At 47.2% G+C, this 16,405-nt stretch carries 13 protein-coding genes; 12 read left to right on the forward strand and 1 reads right to left on the reverse strand.

Annotation, left to right across the window (positions count from 1 at the left end; translation table 11 throughout):
- The first annotated feature begins 95 nt into the window (after positions 1–95).
- The 12 genes from pilG (at position 96) to fae (ending at position 15,652) form a co-directional block, all read left to right on the forward strand.
- Positions 96–503 (forward strand): twitching motility response regulator PilG, encoded by a 408-nt coding sequence (pilG, locus tag B2W60_RS12300; protein WP_292361220.1) that lies wholly within the window; start codon positions 96–98, stop codon positions 501–503.
- A 7-nt stretch (positions 504–510) separates the two neighbouring features.
- The gene (gene pilH / locus B2W60_RS12305; protein WP_292361221.1) at positions 511–882 is read left to right on the forward strand and encodes a twitching motility response regulator PilH; all 372 of its coding nucleotides are present in this window, start codon (positions 511–513) and stop codon (positions 880–882) included.
- Positions 879–1,427, forward strand: coding sequence for a chemotaxis protein CheW (locus tag B2W60_RS12310; RefSeq protein ID WP_292361222.1), 549 nt, complete (start codon positions 879–881; stop codon positions 1,425–1,427). The genes pilH and B2W60_RS12310 overlap by 4 nt, the downstream gene beginning before the upstream one ends.
- Before the next feature lie 24 nt (positions 1,428–1,451).
- Positions 1,452–2,714, forward strand: coding sequence for a methyl-accepting chemotaxis protein (locus B2W60_RS12315; protein ID WP_292361223.1), 1,263 nt, complete (start codon positions 1,452–1,454; stop codon positions 2,712–2,714).
- A gap of 28 nt (positions 2,715–2,742) precedes the next feature.
- On the forward strand, positions 2,743–8,454 hold the full coding sequence (locus tag B2W60_RS12320; RefSeq protein ID WP_292361224.1) for an Hpt domain-containing protein: 5,712 nt from the start codon (positions 2,743–2,745) through the stop codon (positions 8,452–8,454).
- A gap of 22 nt (positions 8,455–8,476) precedes the next feature.
- The gene (locus B2W60_RS12325; RefSeq protein ID WP_292361225.1) at positions 8,477–8,962 is read left to right on the forward strand and encodes a chemotaxis protein CheW; all 486 of its coding nucleotides are present in this window, start codon (positions 8,477–8,479) and stop codon (positions 8,960–8,962) included.
- A gap of 9 nt (positions 8,963–8,971) precedes the next feature.
- Entirely contained in the window at positions 8,972–10,912 is a 1,941-nt protein-coding gene (locus tag B2W60_RS12330) for a transglycosylase SLT domain-containing protein (RefSeq protein ID WP_292361226.1), read from the forward strand.
- A gap of 9 nt (positions 10,913–10,921) precedes the next feature.
- Positions 10,922–12,148 (forward strand): multifunctional CCA addition/repair protein, encoded by a 1,227-nt coding sequence (locus B2W60_RS12335; RefSeq protein WP_292361227.1) that lies wholly within the window; start codon positions 10,922–10,924, stop codon positions 12,146–12,148.
- A gap of 80 nt (positions 12,149–12,228) precedes the next feature.
- Positions 12,229–13,212 (forward strand): methenyltetrahydromethanopterin cyclohydrolase, encoded by a 984-nt coding sequence (gene mch / locus B2W60_RS12340; RefSeq protein ID WP_292361228.1) that lies wholly within the window; start codon positions 12,229–12,231, stop codon positions 13,210–13,212.
- Positions 13,213–13,221: 9 nt separating this feature from the next.
- Positions 13,222–14,148, forward strand: a complete 927-nt coding sequence (locus B2W60_RS12345) for an ATP-grasp domain-containing protein (RefSeq protein WP_292361229.1) — start codon at positions 13,222–13,224, stop codon at positions 14,146–14,148.
- The gene (locus B2W60_RS12350; RefSeq protein WP_292361230.1) at positions 14,138–15,016 is read left to right on the forward strand and encodes a triphosphoribosyl-dephospho-CoA synthase; all 879 of its coding nucleotides are present in this window, start codon (positions 14,138–14,140) and stop codon (positions 15,014–15,016) included. The genes B2W60_RS12345 and B2W60_RS12350 overlap by 11 nt, the downstream gene beginning before the upstream one ends.
- Positions 15,017–15,133: 117 nt before the next feature.
- Positions 15,134–15,652: a formaldehyde-activating enzyme gene (fae, locus tag B2W60_RS12355; protein WP_226072570.1), complete on the forward strand. Its 519-nt coding sequence runs from the start codon at positions 15,134–15,136 to the stop codon at positions 15,650–15,652.
- A gap of 41 nt (positions 15,653–15,693) precedes the next feature.
- Here fae and B2W60_RS12360 read toward each other — a convergent pair whose 3' ends face one another.
- A complete protein-coding gene (locus tag B2W60_RS12360) occupies positions 15,694–16,389 on the reverse strand; it encodes a HisA/HisF-related TIM barrel protein (RefSeq protein WP_292361231.1) in 696 nt (231 codons plus the stop codon).
- Between the last annotated feature and the right edge of the window lie 16 nt (positions 16,390–16,405).

A 16,405-nucleotide genomic window follows, 5' to 3' on the forward strand; every position in this document is an offset into this window, starting at 1 on the left:
TAACATCGAAAGTAGTCACTAGCCTGACGATCAAAAATGGGTTATCTTCAGGGTTGATTTTAATCGAATGTATCAGGCTGTAGGTAAAAATGACTGTGAGTGAGACTTTATCAGAATTTTCAGGCCTTAAGGTGATGGTCATTGACGACAGTAAAACGATTCGCCGTAGCGCTGAATCCCTGCTGCAGAAAGCAGGTTGTGAAGTTCTCACTGCGGATAATGGTTTTGAGGCTTTGCCAATAATCAGTGGTCAGCATCCCGATATCATATTTATCGATATCATGATGCCTCGCCTGGACGGTTATCAAACCTGCGCCCTAGTGAAAAACAACCCAAAATATCGGGATATCCCGGTAGTCATGCTATCCAGCAAGGATGGACTGTTTGACCGTGCAAAAGGGCGGGTTGTCGGTGCAGAACAATATCTGACAAAACCATTTACCCGCGAAGACTTACTTGATGCAATACGGACGCATTTGCTTAACAAAAACAAGGACGCTTAGGTTTTATATGGCTTTAATTTTAATAGCCGATGACTCGCCAACAGAAGTATATGTATTACAGAAAATGTTGGAAAAAAACGGTCACCAGGTGATCGTGGCAACAGATGGCGAGCAGGCAGTTGCAATGGCGCAATCCCAGTTACCTCAGCTAATACTGATGGATGTGGTAATGCCCGGTTTAAATGGTTTTCAGGCGACTCGCCGATTGACTAAAGACAGCGCTACGGCACATATTCCGATTGTGATCGTTTCATCCAAACACCAGGAAACTGATCGCATGTGGGGTATGCGACAAGGTGCACGTGGCTATCTTGGCAAACCCGTTGCAGAGGAAGATCTGATATTGCAAATCAATGAATTGGTAGAAGTGTCAGTATGACCACAATGGACAATCCAAAAGATATTATTGCTACTCTCAAGGATATCGAACGACGCAGCCAGCAACGTATTGCGGGCTTGTCCCAGCAAGATAATATGGAGGGCGCCTGGACAGCCATTGGCTTTCGGCTGGATAATCTTCACCTGCTTATCCCGCTTGGCCAATCCCGTGAAGTGTTTCCACTGCCGCATCAAATCACCCCAGTTCCCAAATCTCAACCCTGGGTTGCCGGCATAACCAGTCTGCGCGGTGATCTTCTACCGTTAATTGATTTGAATTTATTTTTGCACGGTACCAGCCCTCCTGCAGATAAGCGCACGCGCGTTATTGTTTTGAACCACCCTGAGTTTTTCACTGGTCTGATCGTTGATGAAGTCTTCGGTCTGAAGCATTTTCAACGTCAACCGGAACCGGCAGATGCAAGCCAGCACTTGCATCTGAAACCATATTTGCAGGGTCGACTTTATCAGCAAGATACCTACTGGCATGTTTTCAGCCTGCTTAAGCTTGCGGAAGACCCCAGATTTTTGAATGCAGCCGCTTAACGATTCTATTTCAGGACACGCCCTATGAATGCCACCAGTAAACTGTTTTTTTCATCGCTGCTCAGCGGCAGAAATCTGTTTTACCTTGTTTTAATAATTGTTTTCAGTGGCTTGACGCTCGCCGGTATCTGGTTACTGGTTTCCGGACAATATGTTCTGGTCTATCCCGATCCCCTGGTCACCGCTGCAGCCAGTGGTTTAAGCGTTATCCTAGCGGTGATATTTGCCTTGATGGTCGCTTATCAGCCGTTACGCAAAATCAAGCAATCCATGGATGAAATGGAACTACAGAATCGTCATAACCAGGACGCTATTCTGCGGTTGCTGGATGAAATGGGTGATCTGGCTGACGGTGATCTGACCGTTACAGCCACTGTGACCGAAGATATCACCGGCGCAATTGCTGACTCCGTCAACTACACCATTGATGCATTACGCAGCCTGGTCGCACAGATTAACTCAACGACATTGCAGGTAGCCTCTGCAGCTCAGGAAACCCAGGCGACCGCGTTACACTTAACCGACGCCAGTGAGCACCAGGCACAACAGATTTCTGAAGTCAGCTCGGCGATTACTCAAATGGCGGCCTCTATCGAACTGGTTTCAGAAAATGCCAGCCAGTCTTCTGAAGTTGCGAAGCAATCGGTAAGCCTCGCCGTACAAGGTAACGGGGCAGTAAAAAAAGCCATCCACGGAATGGATACCATCCGTGAACAAATCCAGGAAACCTCCAAACGCATGAAGCGTTTGGGTGAAAGCTCCCAACAAATCGGTGAAATCGTTGAATTGATCAATGACATCGCTGAACAAACCAATATTCTGTCTTTGAATGCTGCCATTCAGGCCGCTATGGCGGGTGAAGCCGGTCGAGGTTTTGCGGTGGTTGCTGACGAGGTTCAGCGACTGGCGGAACGTTCAGGCAGTGCTACCCGGCAGATTGATGCTTTGGTTCGCACCATTCAAAGTGATACCAGCGAAGCCATCAGTTCCATGGAGCAAAGTACCGCTGAAGTGGTTTCCGGAGCTCGCTTATCACAAGATGCCGGTGCTTCTCTGGAGCAGATTGAAACCGTATCTCAACAATTGGCAGAATTGATTAACAATATTTCCAGCAATGCAAAACAACAGGCAACAGCGGCGATTGGTACTTCAGAAAATATGAGTGTGATTCAGGAAATCACCATGCAGACTTCAACCGGAACCAATGAGAGCGCGGCAGCGATCGGCAGACTGCTTGAACTGACCAACGAACTGCGTAAGTCAGTCTCCGGTTTCAAATTACCCTGATGCAGGCTGAGCCAGCGGAGATTTGCATATGACCCAATCCAGAGGCAATTACCATGCCCTGACATGGCTTCAGGATGAATTGCAGAATTCACTCGCTGCGGCATTGCAATCTGTCCAGACATTTATCGAGGATCCTCAACAGTCTGAATCACTGAGCCGCTGTGTCGAACATTTGTATCAAGTCAACGGTACTCTGGAAATGCTTAATCTGGATGGCGCCCAGATGCTCGCTGCTGAAATGCAATCCGTTGCGGGTTATCTGCGTTCTTTCCCGGAAGATAAACAAAACCAGGCATTGGAAACCTTGACTCGCAGCATGATTTTGCTGCCGACGTATTTACAGAAATTAAATGAGAAATTCCCCGACAATGCTTTATGTCTGCTGGACGCAATAAATGAATTGAGAGTATTACGAGATAAACCGGTGATTGCTAAAACAGATGTATTTACGCCGGATCTCTCACAAAAACTACCCGACAGCATTATCCCTAACCCAGGGCAGTCCGCTCCACCACTGGAATTGGAAAGACACAAAATAGCCCACGTATTTCAACACTTGTTGTTGACCTGGATGCGTGAAAAAGATGACAAAAACCTGCGGAAAATGCGTGGGATTTTGCGTCATCTGCGGTTGCAGTGTCTGCAGGAAAAAACCACCTTATTCTGGTGGGTGGCAGAAGCCTTGCTTGAAGGCCTGGCCCACAGAGGTATTCGGGATGAAGATACTGCCAAACAGCTTATTGGCAAAATGGCCTCACCGATAAGACTGGTCTGTGAAGGTGATGAAAACTCCTTAGTGGCCGGATATCCGGAAACCTTATTAAAACAACTGTTACTACTGGTTGCCAGCTCAAGCAGCTATGGGCCACTGGTCACTGGCGTTAAACAAAGCTTTGACCTGACATTTTATGACCAGGCTTCACAGCTTATTGGCCACAGCGATTCTGCACTGGTAGAAGCGCAAAATGCTCTGCTCGAACAGCTCGAAGAATTAAAAGAACGTATCAGTCAGTTTGATGTTGCAGAAGATCAAGCCGACGAGGCAGTCAACGATATCAGTCTGCAATTGCTCAGCATGGCGGATACGCTGTCACTACTGCAGCATCAGGCGCAAAGTAATTGCTTACATAGTCAACACACTGCCCTGCAAAGATGTCTGGCAACGGATAAGTCCTACCATGCACAGTTAACCAGTCTGGCTGATGATTTGCTGCAAATTGAAGCAAGACTCAGACAAACCGATGCATCGGATGCAATTCATCGTCAGTTACAAAAAACCGTTTTAACGGAATGCCTTAATGAATTGGCCAGCATTAAAGAATTGCTGATCCAGCAATCAAATCATCAGGCTGAAGATACTGATGAAATGCAGGAAAACTTAACCAATAGTTTACGGATGCTGGCAGGCAGCCTGGATGTTCTGGATATCAATATCGCTGCAAACCTGTTTACTTCTCTTGCCAACAAATTTGCGGATGAAACGTCATTATTAACCGCCCCTCATGACCAGCAGAACCTGGCAGAAATACTTGCTTCAGCAGAAATTTATCTGGACGATCTGCACCGGACCGGCCAGGCTGATGAGAATCTTCTGCAAACAGCCCTGCAAACATTACAAAATTACGGTCAAAGCTCTGGGCGAACCCACGCATTGGATCTGCCCGACATTAATTTTTCTGTTGATGCATCGAGTGAAAACGCATCAGCCGCTGAAAAGCAGAAACTAAGCTCGGTTGCTCTATATATCAAAGCACTCGAGGATAAAGCAACAGATACCGATGCCCCTCCACTCAGCATCACGGTAACGGAACAGGAATCTGTTGAACCTGAAGGAATCCCCCAGCCAGCAGATCAGGATCAGGCTGTGGAACTACCCGAGATTGATTTTTCTGCCGATGATTCTATTACCTTCAAGTCAGCTGCTGAAAAACCAAAATTGAGTTCTGTCGATCTATATATCAAGGCACTCGAAGACAGGGAAACAGATACTGATACCTTGCAGTTTGAAGATTACGATCCGCTTGCTGCAGACTCCAGCGAGCGCGTCACTGAAGCGGAAACATTGGCGTTGCAGGATGATCAGTCAACCGTCCTCAGCACTGGTCAGAAAGCCGATGAGCACCCGCAACCCGTTGAACTTGAAGAACGAACGCCTTCGACTGCTGAGCACTTTGAAAGCGGTGATAGTCCTGTAGCCGGAAACTGGCTATTTGAAGAACATATTAATCCTGAAATTGCCGAAGTTTTTGTTGAAGAAGCCGATGAGGTGTTAACAGACTTGCAGCAATTATTGCCAATATGGAGTGAAACACCAGAAACCGGTGACATCGCGACTATCCGTCGTCATTTTCATACCCTTAAAGGCAGCGGCCGGATGGCCGGTGCAACCACCATCGCTGATATGGCACAAGCAGTTGAACATATACTGAATCGAGTTTTGGACGATGAATTACCTGTTTCGGATGAAATCATGGCGCTCGCCATGGAGGCAGTTCCTGAAATTAAAAACTGCTTAACATTATTTACCCAGGCAGAGTCTGATTTTACCGAATCCGCACAAGCATTAACCATTCTGGCCCAACAACTTGCAGAACAGGAGAATGTGCTGGAAATTGCTGATGAAGATGACGAAGACAAAGCACTGCGGGATATTTTCTATCAGGAAGCAGAGCAGCATCTGCAAACCCTGTTTGCAGAAACCGCTATTCTGCAAACCGGTAAAGTCATCAACAAAACCATGCTCAGTGCAGCACACTCTCTGAAAGGCTGTGCCAATATTGCCAATGTAAAACCCGTCGCGATAATTGCCACTCAACTGGATCAGACTTTCCGTAACCTTTACCATCAGCAGCAAACCTTCACTGATGCGTCTATCAGTGAATTGAATGACATTATTGTTGAACTGGGTCAGTTACTGCAGTCTGTTAAAACGGGGACAGAAGAACCTGATATTCGTCTACTGGACCGCCGGATTTTCGAACTTTGTCCCAAAAAATCAGAACAATCCTACAGTGCACGACTCGATCCTGAACAACTTGTCAGTTTCCTGGAGGAAACGGACAGCCTGTTAAATGAATACGGTCAGCAGCTTGAAATATGGCAGCAATCAAATGATGAGGCTCCCTTAGTCCTTCGGCAGACGCTAAACACACTGGCAGAGAATGCGGAAAACAGCGCATTGCCTCAACTCGCAGCACTTTATCAACTGATGCAGCGCCTGATAATGCATCCACAGAGTCGCAGTGATAATTTAAGTGGACTGCTTGATGAAGCTTTAGAAATTGTAAATGATCAGATTGAAGCACTGATACAACACAAAGCACCAGCGGATTTCACAAATTTCCGTGAACAAATCCGTTCCACCCTGACGGCTTTGGACGATATCTCAACGGTCGATGTTGATCCTGAAATTCTGGAAGCTTTTACTGAAGAAGCGGCAGAATTGTTGATATCAACTGATCAGGCTATCAAACAATGGCAGACTGAACCGGAAAACCCAGCTGGCTCAATGCAGTTGCAGCGTGATTTACACACACTTAAGGGTGGCGCGAGGTTAACAGCCACCACGGCAATGGCTGATCTGACACATCAAACCGAGACGTTGGTACTTTCTGTTTCAGATCGTTCAGAACAACCTGAGGAAAGCTTTTTTAGTCTGTTGCAACGCTGTCAGGATCGCCTGACAGAAATGCAGGAACAACTGGCTAACAGAAGCCACATTCCAGCCGCGACCGATCTACTGCACGATATTCAGCAATACTCAGGTTATATTCCTGCAGATATCGACAATATCGACACGTTGCCGGAGCAAGCACCTTTCATTGATCTGCCCCGGTCGGAAGCAAGCAGTTTTGCCAGGGATTCATCCGATAACACCACTCCCAGCCCGCAAAGCTCTGAGAAAATCAGAGTCCGGGCTGACCTGCTGGATTATCTGAGTAACTTTGCCGGTGAGGTCAGTATTACCCGTGACCAGGTCACCCAGCAACATGGTGTGATGCATCAGCAGCTTGAGGAGATGGAGGAGACGGTAGCTCGTTTGCATGAACAGCTTCGCAAACTGGAAATAGAAACCGAAACACAGATCCTGTTCCGTTATGAAGACACGGTCCATGATGCGAACGAAGAATTCGATCCACTGGAACTGGATCGTTTTTCCACCATCCAGCAACTCTCGCGCAGTCTGACTGAAACGGTTAACGATTTGAATAATATCAGCCGTTCGATGGGTAACCTGATGCGTGAGACCGATATTCTGCTGCTACAGCAATCCCGGTTGAATACAGACTTACAACAAGGCCTGATGCACACCCGTCTGCTGCCATTTAATTCAATAGTGCCGCGACTGGAAAGAATTGTCCGGCAAACCAATAGTGAACTGAATAAACAATCCAGATTAACTGTCAGTGGCGCGGATTTGGAACTGGATCGAACTATCCTGGATCGGCTGGTGGCTCCGATTGAACATATTCTGCGTAATGCCATTGCGCATGGTTTGGAAACAGCAGATGAGCGTTCGCAACAAGGTAAAGATCCAAGTGGCCAACTTCAAATCAGTATGCAACGTGAAGGATCAGAGGTCTTGATCACCATTGCTGATGACGGTCAGGGACTGAACATCGAAAAAATCAAACAACGAGCGATCTCGCAGAACTTAATCGATCCCTCCAACATCCCCAATGAGCAGGCACTGATTCAGTTGATTCTGACCTCAGGGTTCAGTACTGCCGACAAGATATCTCAACTCGCTGGCCGGGGAGTTGGTATGGACGTTGTCAGCAATGAAATCCGTGCTCTCAAAGGTCGTCTGTCAATCAGCTCTCAACCAGGTAAGGGAACTCAGTTTAACCTGCGTCTCCCACTGACACTGTCAGTGATGCAGGCGTTATTGATCTCGGTAAATCAGCAGCAGTTTGCTGTACCGCTTTCGGCGGTCAATGCCGGTGGGCGGATCAGTCTTCAGCAGATTGGTGAATTGATGGCCCAGGAAAAACCGACATATACATTTCATGGCGAACACTATGATTTTGTTCCACTGAGTAACCTGCTCGGCCAACCACTTAATCTGCTGGAAAATCTACGTCAGCAAATGCCATTGCTACTGTTCCGCAGTGGCGATATCAAAATTGCGTTGGCTGTTGACAGTATTGATAGCAACCGGGAAATTGTTATCAAATCTGTGGGAACTCAGCTTGCTCAGATCAGCGCCATTAACGGTGCAACCATTCTCGGTGATGGGCGGGTGATCTTTATCCTGGATATCCCGACCTTAATTGAAAGCTACCAAAAGCCCAGTGGTACGATAAACCTGCAACAAGCCAGTGAGAGCTTCCAGCAAATCGAAGTTAACCGTAAACCACTGGCAATGATCGTGGATGATTCGATTACAATGCGTAAAGTGACCGGCAGTTTATTAACGCGCTTGGGTTTTGATGTGATGACCGCAAAAGATGGTGTGGATGCACTGGCGCAACTTTACGAACAAACCCCGGATATCGTGCTACTGGATGTCGAAATGCCGCGTATGGACGGATTTGAATTCGCATCCATTATCCGGAATGACACGCAGTTTAAACATTTACCTATCGTGATGATTACCTCCCGAACCGGAGACAAACACCGCCAGCGGGCATTAAGCATCGGTGTAAATGCCTACCTTGGTAAACCCTATCAGGATGATGAGTTGATTATTTCACTGAAACAACAACTTGCTTATCGATATCCGAACGAAAAGCGTTGAGAATAACTCACTAAAGGCGATTATGAGCAAAGAATCTGATTTCATTCATTGCATGTTGATACCGCTCAGACAGCATTATTTATTGCTGCCTAACCCAACGATTGCTGAAGTCATTCCATTACCTCATCTTACAGAGAGCGATATTGACTCAGCCTGGTATATCGGCCAGTTCTTCTGGCGTGAATTACCATTACAGGTGATAGACTTGGAAACGCTGATCGGCAGTGGTCAGCAAAACAAACGACAAATCAACAAACTTTGTGTGATCAACGGCATCAATAATGATGCCAAAATAAAAAACTATGCGGTTGCCTGTTGCGGCGCTCCGCAGCTTATCACTATCAATGAAACCGCCCTGCAACCCACTCATGATATCGTCGACTCCGACTGGTTGCATTGCCAGATAAAGATTGGCTCCAATGTGGCATTTATCCCAAAATTAGACAATATTGAAACTCATCTGCAAAACAGTTTGTCCGGTAGTACATCCTCTGACAATTTGCTTTAAGATACCGGCATGAAAACTCACATTCGACTAGCAGTGCTGCTGATGCTTGCAGCTTTTTTACCTGTCCAGGCCTTTGCTGACGCTGAACTCAATCAACAGAGAAAGCTTTATCAGCAAGCCAAAAAAGCGCTACAGACACATCAACTGACTCAGTTTCGCCAACTGCAAGGTCAGCTGGAAGATTATCCGTTGCGGGAATATCTTGATTATTTATATCTGCAACACCGACTAAACGATACCGAAACAGCAAACATCAGGGACTTCCTGCAAACCCGGGAAGAAAGTTTTTTCAAGGCACGTCTGCGCAGCGCCTGGCTGGATAAACTGGCGAGTAAACAACAGTGGCAACAGTATCTGGAGTTTTATCAGGCACCGCAATCCGCTACACGTGAATGCCACTATGCCCGAGCTTTGATCGCCAACAACCAGCCACAAGCCGCGGCCGAAGCATTTGAAAAACTCTGGTTAGTCGCAGCTTCACAAGACAAGGCCTGTGATCCTGTTTTTCATCACGCTGAACAGCGGGGCTGGCTGACCGATGATTTACGCTGGCAACGGCTGCTGCTGGCATTACGTAACCAGCAGTTTCCTCTGGCCAACTATCTTGCCAAAACCGTAAAACAGAGCGGAACCGCTCAGGCATGGGCAAAACGCTGGGAAGATATACATAAAAATCCTGTTAGCTTGCTGTCACAATTACCCGCATCAGCGCCCGCTCAGGGAGTTTCCCTGGCACAGGATGTTCCAATGGCTCGGGAAATCCTGGTTTATGGCTTAAAACGCTTAGCCAGACAAGATCCTGCAAAGGCGTATTCTCATTGGAAACGCCTGGAAAACCGTTATCAGTTTTCCACGGATGAACGCCACGATGTTCAGGGTAGCATTGGTCTTTGGGCCGCTTTGGATCGTGACGATAAAGCACTCTACTATTACGGCGACACGCCAAATCACCCATGGCGTGTACGTGCCGCCTTATGGCAACAAAACTGGCCTGAGGTACAAAAAGCCATTGCCAGTCTGGATGAAAACACACGACAGGAAACACGTTGGCAATATTGGCTTGCCAGAAGTCTTGCCGAGTTGGGCCAACGTACTGAAGCCGAGGCTATATGGCGTACATTGGTGGACGAACGCGATTATTATGCATTTCTGGCCGCCGATAAAGTGGATGCAGAATATACGATGAACCATCACCCCATTGTCGCTGAACCATTGGAAACTAATGCCATCGTCAACTCTGCCCCTGTAAAGCGCATGCGTGAATTTTATCTGCAGGACGAACTACTTGATGCCCGGCGTGAAGCCTATTTTCTTCAGCAAACCTTGACTCCACGTGAGCTTCAGATCGTGGCAAACGAAACCCACAAATGGGGTTGGCATAATCAAACAATTGCCTTACTGGGTACTGCACGTTACTGGGATGCATTGGATTTACGTTTCCCGGTGTTGTATGACACAGAAATGCGACAAGCCAGTGCGAATGTTGGAGTGGATGCCTCCTGGTTGCTGGCCATAGCCCGGCAGGAAAGTGCTTTTAACCCACAAGCACGCTCTCATGCTGGTGCGATGGGTCTGATGCAAGTGATGCCCGCTACCGGTAAACAGGTAGGGCGTTGGCTTAACAAGCCCTTACAGCATGACTCTGAACTCTATTACCCACCACGTAATATCGAGATGGGAAGTTTTTACATCCGTCGTATGCAGGATCAGTTTCAAAGCAATCCCGTGCTGGCAACTGCTGCGTATAATGCCGGTCCACATCGTGTTTCACGCTGGTTACCTGAACAAACCATGCCAGCTGATATCTGGGTAGAAAATATTCCGTTCACCGAAACTCGCCGATATGTTCGTTCCGTTTTCAGTTTTGCCGCGACCTACGACTATCAGCGAAAACAACCCATCAAACGAATGTCGGAACGGATGCCTGCGGTACAACCCAAAAACCCTTAACATAGCGATATGGAATTATTTAAAGTCGGTGGCTGTGTTCGGGATCGCTTACTGGGACTCCCGGTTAAAGACCGTGATTGGGTGGTGGTTGGCAGCAATGTTAATGAAATGCTGGCCCAGGGATTTCGGCCGGTGGGTAAAGACTTCCCTGTATTCCTGCATCCACAGACACATGAAGAATATGCGCTTGCCCGTACTGAACGCAAAACGGCGCCTGGCTATCATGGCTTCGAAATTCATGCATCACCGGAAGTGACCTTAGAAGAAGATTTGGCCCGGCGGGATCTGACCATCAATGCGATAGCTGAAGATGCTGAGGGTAATGTCATTGATCCTTTCAACGGACAACTCGATCTGCAAAATAAAATCCTCCGCCACACATCTCCTGCTTTTGTTGAAGACCCGGTACGCGTTTTGCGACTTGCCCGTTTTTCTGCACGCTTTGGTTTTCAAGTTGCTGACGAGACCAGGCAATTAATTTCGCAAATGATTGCTAACGGTGAGCTGGAACATCTGGTTGCTGAGCGCGTCTGGCAAGAGCTGGAAAAAGCACTGCAAAGTAAACAACCCTCGCTGTTTTTCTACTGTTTACGTGAGGTGGGTGCCTTACATATTCTGTTTCCGGAAATTGATCGGCTGTTTGGCATACCGCAAATTCCTAAATGGCACCCCGAAATTGATACCGGTGTGCATGTCATGCTGGTATTGGATCAGGCAGCCCGACTCAGCGATGATCTTGCTGTACGCTTTGCTGCTTTATGTCATGACTTAGGCAAGGGCACTACGCCTGCCGATATTCTGCCCAGTCATAAAGGCCATGAAAAACACAGTATTGCATTAACCCGTAACCTGTGTGAACGGTTACGTGTGCCACGCGAAATCAGCAGTCTGGCGATAAAAGTGGCAGAGTTTCATACTCACTGTCATTTATTATTCGAATTATCGGCTGCTGACGTATTAGCCGTATTTGAAGGCCTCGATGCCTTTCGTAAACCACAGCGGTTTTCACAATACTTGCTGGCTGGCGAAGCTGATTTTCGCGGTCGACCAGGGTACGAAAACGCCGATATGCCGGAAAAAATCGCATTTCAGGCCTGTTTTGATGCTGCTTTACAGATTAATGCTGCACCGTTTGTCAGTGAAGGTCTGAAAGGACCGGCCATCGCCGCCGCCATTGCAAGGCAGCGTTGCAAGGTTATTGATCAAGTGCTGAAACCATTTCGCAAAAAACACTGACTTGACAACTGCCTGAACATTACAGGCACCAAGTGCATGACGTATACTATTGTCTTTTTTTATCAGACAGGATTTCTTCCATGAGCAGTCAAATCTCCGCCAACTGGACCAGTGTTAATGCCGCCTGTCAGCCTCTGGTTGATCAATTAATCAATAACGCTCAAGCCCTTCAACTGGAAATCAGTTATCTATCCAATGGCACTCGCGTAGTTGATGCCGGCATCAAAGCCTCTGGCGGTCTTGAAGCCGGACGTTTGATTGGTGAAATCTGTATGGGGGGATTAGGTACCGCAACCCTGGGCAGCAACAGTGGTTTTGCTGAATGGCCGTGGTCAGTGAATGTACATGCCAAAACACCTGTTTTAAGCTGTCTTGGCAGTCAATACGCGGGATGGAGCCTGTCTCACAAAAGTGAAGATGTAAAATTTTATGCTTTGGGTTCAGGCCCGGGCCGCGCCCTCGCAGCTCGTGAAGAGTTATTCAAGGAATTCGGCTATCAGGATAAAGCCGATTCCACCGTGATTGTACTGGAAGTCGATAGCATGCCTCCGGTTGAAATTGCCGAAAAAATCGCTGATAACTGTGCCATTAAACCAGAAAACCTGACCTTGATTCTGACACCAACCACCAGTCTGGCAGGAGTAATGCAAATTGCCATTCGGGTACTTGAAGTCGCTATGCATAAAGCGCATACCCTGCACTTCCCGATGGACAAAATTGTTGACGGCTTTGGGACAACCCCCGTTGCACCTCCGGGTGGTGATTTTATGACCGGCATGGGCCGTACCAATGATGCGATTCTTTATGGTGGTACCGTACATCTGTTTGTTGACAGCAGTAATGATGAAGCACGTGAACTGGCAGAAAAAATGCCAAGTAATACATCGTCAGATTACGGTCGGCCATTTGGTCAGATTTTCAAATCGTATGAATACGACTTTTTCAAAATTGATCCGATGCTGTTCAGTCCGGCTAAAGTGATTATTACCAGTACTCAAACCGGTAAAAGTTTCACTGCTGGTGAGTTGAATGCCGATTTATTAAAACAATCTTTCGGGTTTTAATGATTGAACATGCCTCAAGCCCGCGTTGCTATTTTTAATGATACCCATGGGTGGCACAGTACCCAGCTGACTGATGCCTTATCGGCATTCGGTATGGAGGCAGTGCGTATCGATCTGGCTGATTGCCGGATCGATACCCGTAGCCCGACAGGATTGGTGATTCCGCAGTTTGAAAATACCTTACCTGATGCCGTCCTGGTGAGGGGGATTGCGCCTGGCAGTCTGGAACAAATCACCCTTCGTATGGATGTGTTACATACTCTGGCCGAATTGGGTGTGCCGGTACTTAACCCGGCTCACGCAATTGAATTGACGGTCGATAAAGCCAGAACGTCATTGAAACTTCATCTGGCCAATATTCCTTCACCGCACACCTGGGCCTGTGAAAACAGACAACACGCGTTGCAAATTGCAGCTGAAGAGCTTGCTAAAGGCCATAGCCTGGTCGTCAAACCATTATTTGGCTGCCAGGGAAAAGGGATTCAGCGCATTGAACAACTATCGCAACTCGAGCAACTCTCTGTCGTAGGTGATGCATATTATCTGCAACATTATATTCCACCAGTACAAGCCGATTGCTGGCAGGACTGGCGACTGATGGTCGTTCAGGGCGAAGTGATCGCGGCCATGACCCGTCGCTCGAATCATTGGATCACCAACTTTGCTCAAGGTGCCAACTGTTTTGCCAGCACAGTGACACATGAGATGGCACAGCTCGCCATCCAGGCAACGGCGGTAGTAGAAGCCCCATATGCCGGAGTCGATCTGATTCAGGATCAACAAGGTCGTTTCAGTGTATTGGAAGTGAACAGCGTACCGGCCTGGAAAGGCTTATATCAGGCTACTGGAATTGATATTGCTGGTCGGCTGGCATTGATGGTGAACACTATTCTCCGACAAAATCAAAAGTTGCCGCTTCCTGAACATGCTAGCTGAAAAACAGATTGTCGAATGTGTCCGCTGGGCCTGTGAGCAGGAAGTCAATGCACCCAAACCAGGTAACGTGAATACCTGGAGTGATGGTCATAACATGGAGGTACAGGATTTTTTACTAAGCGCTTCCGCTATCGCTCCGATTATGGCCCAGCCGAATCTACCGGTTGGCAAACGGATTCTGCAGGCCATTGAAGCCACGCGTAAAGTGGTTAACTGTAACACCAATCTCGGCATAGTCCTGTTGTTTGCACCGCTCTGTGACGCGATTCAACGCTGTACCACTTTTGATCAGTTATCCTTTGAACTTGAAGCCACATTAAATGCATTGACCCTGGAAGATGCCCGGTTCTGTTATGAAGCCATTCGGCTGGCTGAAGCAGGCGGTTTGGGAAAACAGGAGCAGGAAGACATCAATCAGCAGCCAAAAGTAACTCTGCGGGAAGCCATGGCATTAGCGCAACATCGGGATACTATTGCTTTGCAATATGTAAATAACTACCAGCAAATATGGGATATTGGCTATAAAGAATTGACAGAAGCGCTGAAATGTGGGGAAAAGGTTGAATGGGCCACCACAATCGCGTATCTTTACTTACTAGCACGTGTGCCGGACACTTTAATTATACGAAAGCAATCTCGGCATCTCGCCCAGACAGTGGCACAAAAGGCACAGTTATTTATTTTAAAAATGAATAAAAATAGACCCTTAAGCAAATCAACAACTGAGTTGACCGTCTGGGATCAAGAACTAAAGAGTCACGCCATCAATCCCGGAACCTCCGCAGATATGACCGCAGCAGCTTTGCTGCTATTTGCGTTTGAGCAGGCGTTTGATTCAAACCGAATTTCAGTAGCACGATGCTTATAGCGGGCGCCACTGAGCAGGTGATACGTTCCTTTATTACGTATAAACCTCAATCTCACAAAAACGATTGAGGAAAAAATGAGCCTTTTTGACAATTTTTTTGGAACAGGAAAATATAACATGCCAGTTATCGATCGCGTACTTGTAGGTGAATCCTTAGTCATTGAAGATGGTGACTTAGACAACGTTGCTCACATTGACTTATTAATGGGCCCACGTGGTTCAGCAGCAGAAGATGCTTTCTGCCGCACTCTGACCGACCAGAAACAAGGTGTTAATGGCCTGTTGGCTGTTGTTGCACCTAACCTGATGGTCAAACCAGCTACCGTTATGTTCAACAAAGTAACCATCAAAAACATGAAACAAGCTGTGCAAATGTTTGGCCCTGCACAACGTGGTGTTTCTGTTGCCGTTGCTGAATGTGTTGAAGATGGCACTATCCCTGCCAGTGAAGCTGATGATTGCTTCATTTGTGTTGGTGTATTTATTTCACCCACTGCTGACAGCGATGAAAAAATCCAGGACTGGAACTACCGTGCGACTAAAGAAGCTATCAAACGTGCAGTCGCTCGTGAGCCAAAAGCGGCTGACGTTGTTGCACAATATAAAGCTTCAGAACACCCATTTGGTGCTAAGTAAGTTTTAGACTGATGCAGATGCCACCCTTCGGGGTGGCATTTTCAGTTCATTATCTGGCGTATAGCATTTACGCTGAGTTTTCCTTTGTGTAACGCACTGGCAACCAACGCGCCATTTGTACCGATTCCCGCTAAATCCAGTAAATCTTCTTCTCCCCGCACCCCACCCGCAGCCATCAACTTTGCTTCTGGCTTAAGTTCGTTTATTTTTTTCAATAATTGCTTATCCGGTCCGGCTTCACTCCCCACACTGTCCAAACTCATAACAATGATTGTGTCAGGCCATAAATCGCTGTGCTCGAGTAAATCATAATGGCCTAATAAACTCCCCTTTCGAAAATCCAACGACAAGATAAATTCTGTTTTCTGCAGCTCCCCAAGCAAATCTTCATCCTCAAGACTTTCGCTCCCCAAAACCGGTTTGATGTTGGGCAGTTCATGCCAAATCAGCCAGTCATCCAGATTGCGGATTCCCGCATCCAGCCAGATGGTCAGTTGAGGAAAAAGTGTGTGTAATTGCAGATAAAACGCTTTATCAATGCTGCCATTTTCAATGGCATCCAGATCAGCTATATAGATAACCGGAAATGAGAACCATGTTAAAAGCTGTTTTATCACCGCATGTGGATACACACTGGACGTGAGTTGTGACTTTATTGGGAGGTATTGTTCTCGCTGACCACCACGGGCATGCACAACCTTGCCCCCCATCAGATCAATGACCGGTATAATCAACACTTCTTTAATAAACCTC

Origin of the sequence: Methylophaga sp. UBA2496, from assembly GCF_002341635.1 — a bacterium.
Classification (GTDB): Bacteria; Pseudomonadota; Gammaproteobacteria; order Nitrosococcales; family Methylophagaceae; genus Methylophaga.

Bases quoted from the DNA above. Each gene is read 5' to 3' on its own strand.
- pilH (WP_292361221.1), top strand. From the start codon at position 511: ATGGCTTTAATTTTAATAGCCGATGACTCGCCAACAGAAGTATATGTA.
- B2W60_RS12310 (WP_292361222.1), top strand. From the start codon at position 879: ATGACCACAATGGACAATCCAAAAGATATTATTGCTACTCTCAAGGAT.
- B2W60_RS12315 (WP_292361223.1), top strand. From the start codon at position 1,452: ATGAATGCCACCAGTAAACTGTTTTTTTCATCGCTGCTCAGCGGCAGA.
- B2W60_RS12320 (WP_292361224.1), top strand. From the start codon at position 2,743: ATGACCCAATCCAGAGGCAATTACCATGCCCTGACATGGCTTCAGGAT.
- B2W60_RS12325 (WP_292361225.1), top strand. From the start codon at position 8,477: ATGAGCAAAGAATCTGATTTCATTCATTGCATGTTGATACCGCTCAGA.
- B2W60_RS12330 (WP_292361226.1), top strand. From the start codon at position 8,972: ATGAAAACTCACATTCGACTAGCAGTGCTGCTGATGCTTGCAGCTTTT.
- B2W60_RS12335 (WP_292361227.1), top strand. From the start codon at position 10,922: ATGGAATTATTTAAAGTCGGTGGCTGTGTTCGGGATCGCTTACTGGGA.
- mch (WP_292361228.1), top strand. From the start codon at position 12,229: ATGAGCAGTCAAATCTCCGCCAACTGGACCAGTGTTAATGCCGCCTGT.
- B2W60_RS12345 (WP_292361229.1), top strand. From the start codon at position 13,222: ATGCCTCAAGCCCGCGTTGCTATTTTTAATGATACCCATGGGTGGCAC.
- B2W60_RS12350 (WP_292361230.1), top strand. From the start codon at position 14,138: ATGCTAGCTGAAAAACAGATTGTCGAATGTGTCCGCTGGGCCTGTGAG.
- fae (WP_226072570.1), top strand. From the start codon at position 15,134: ATGCCAGTTATCGATCGCGTACTTGTAGGTGAATCCTTAGTCATTGAA.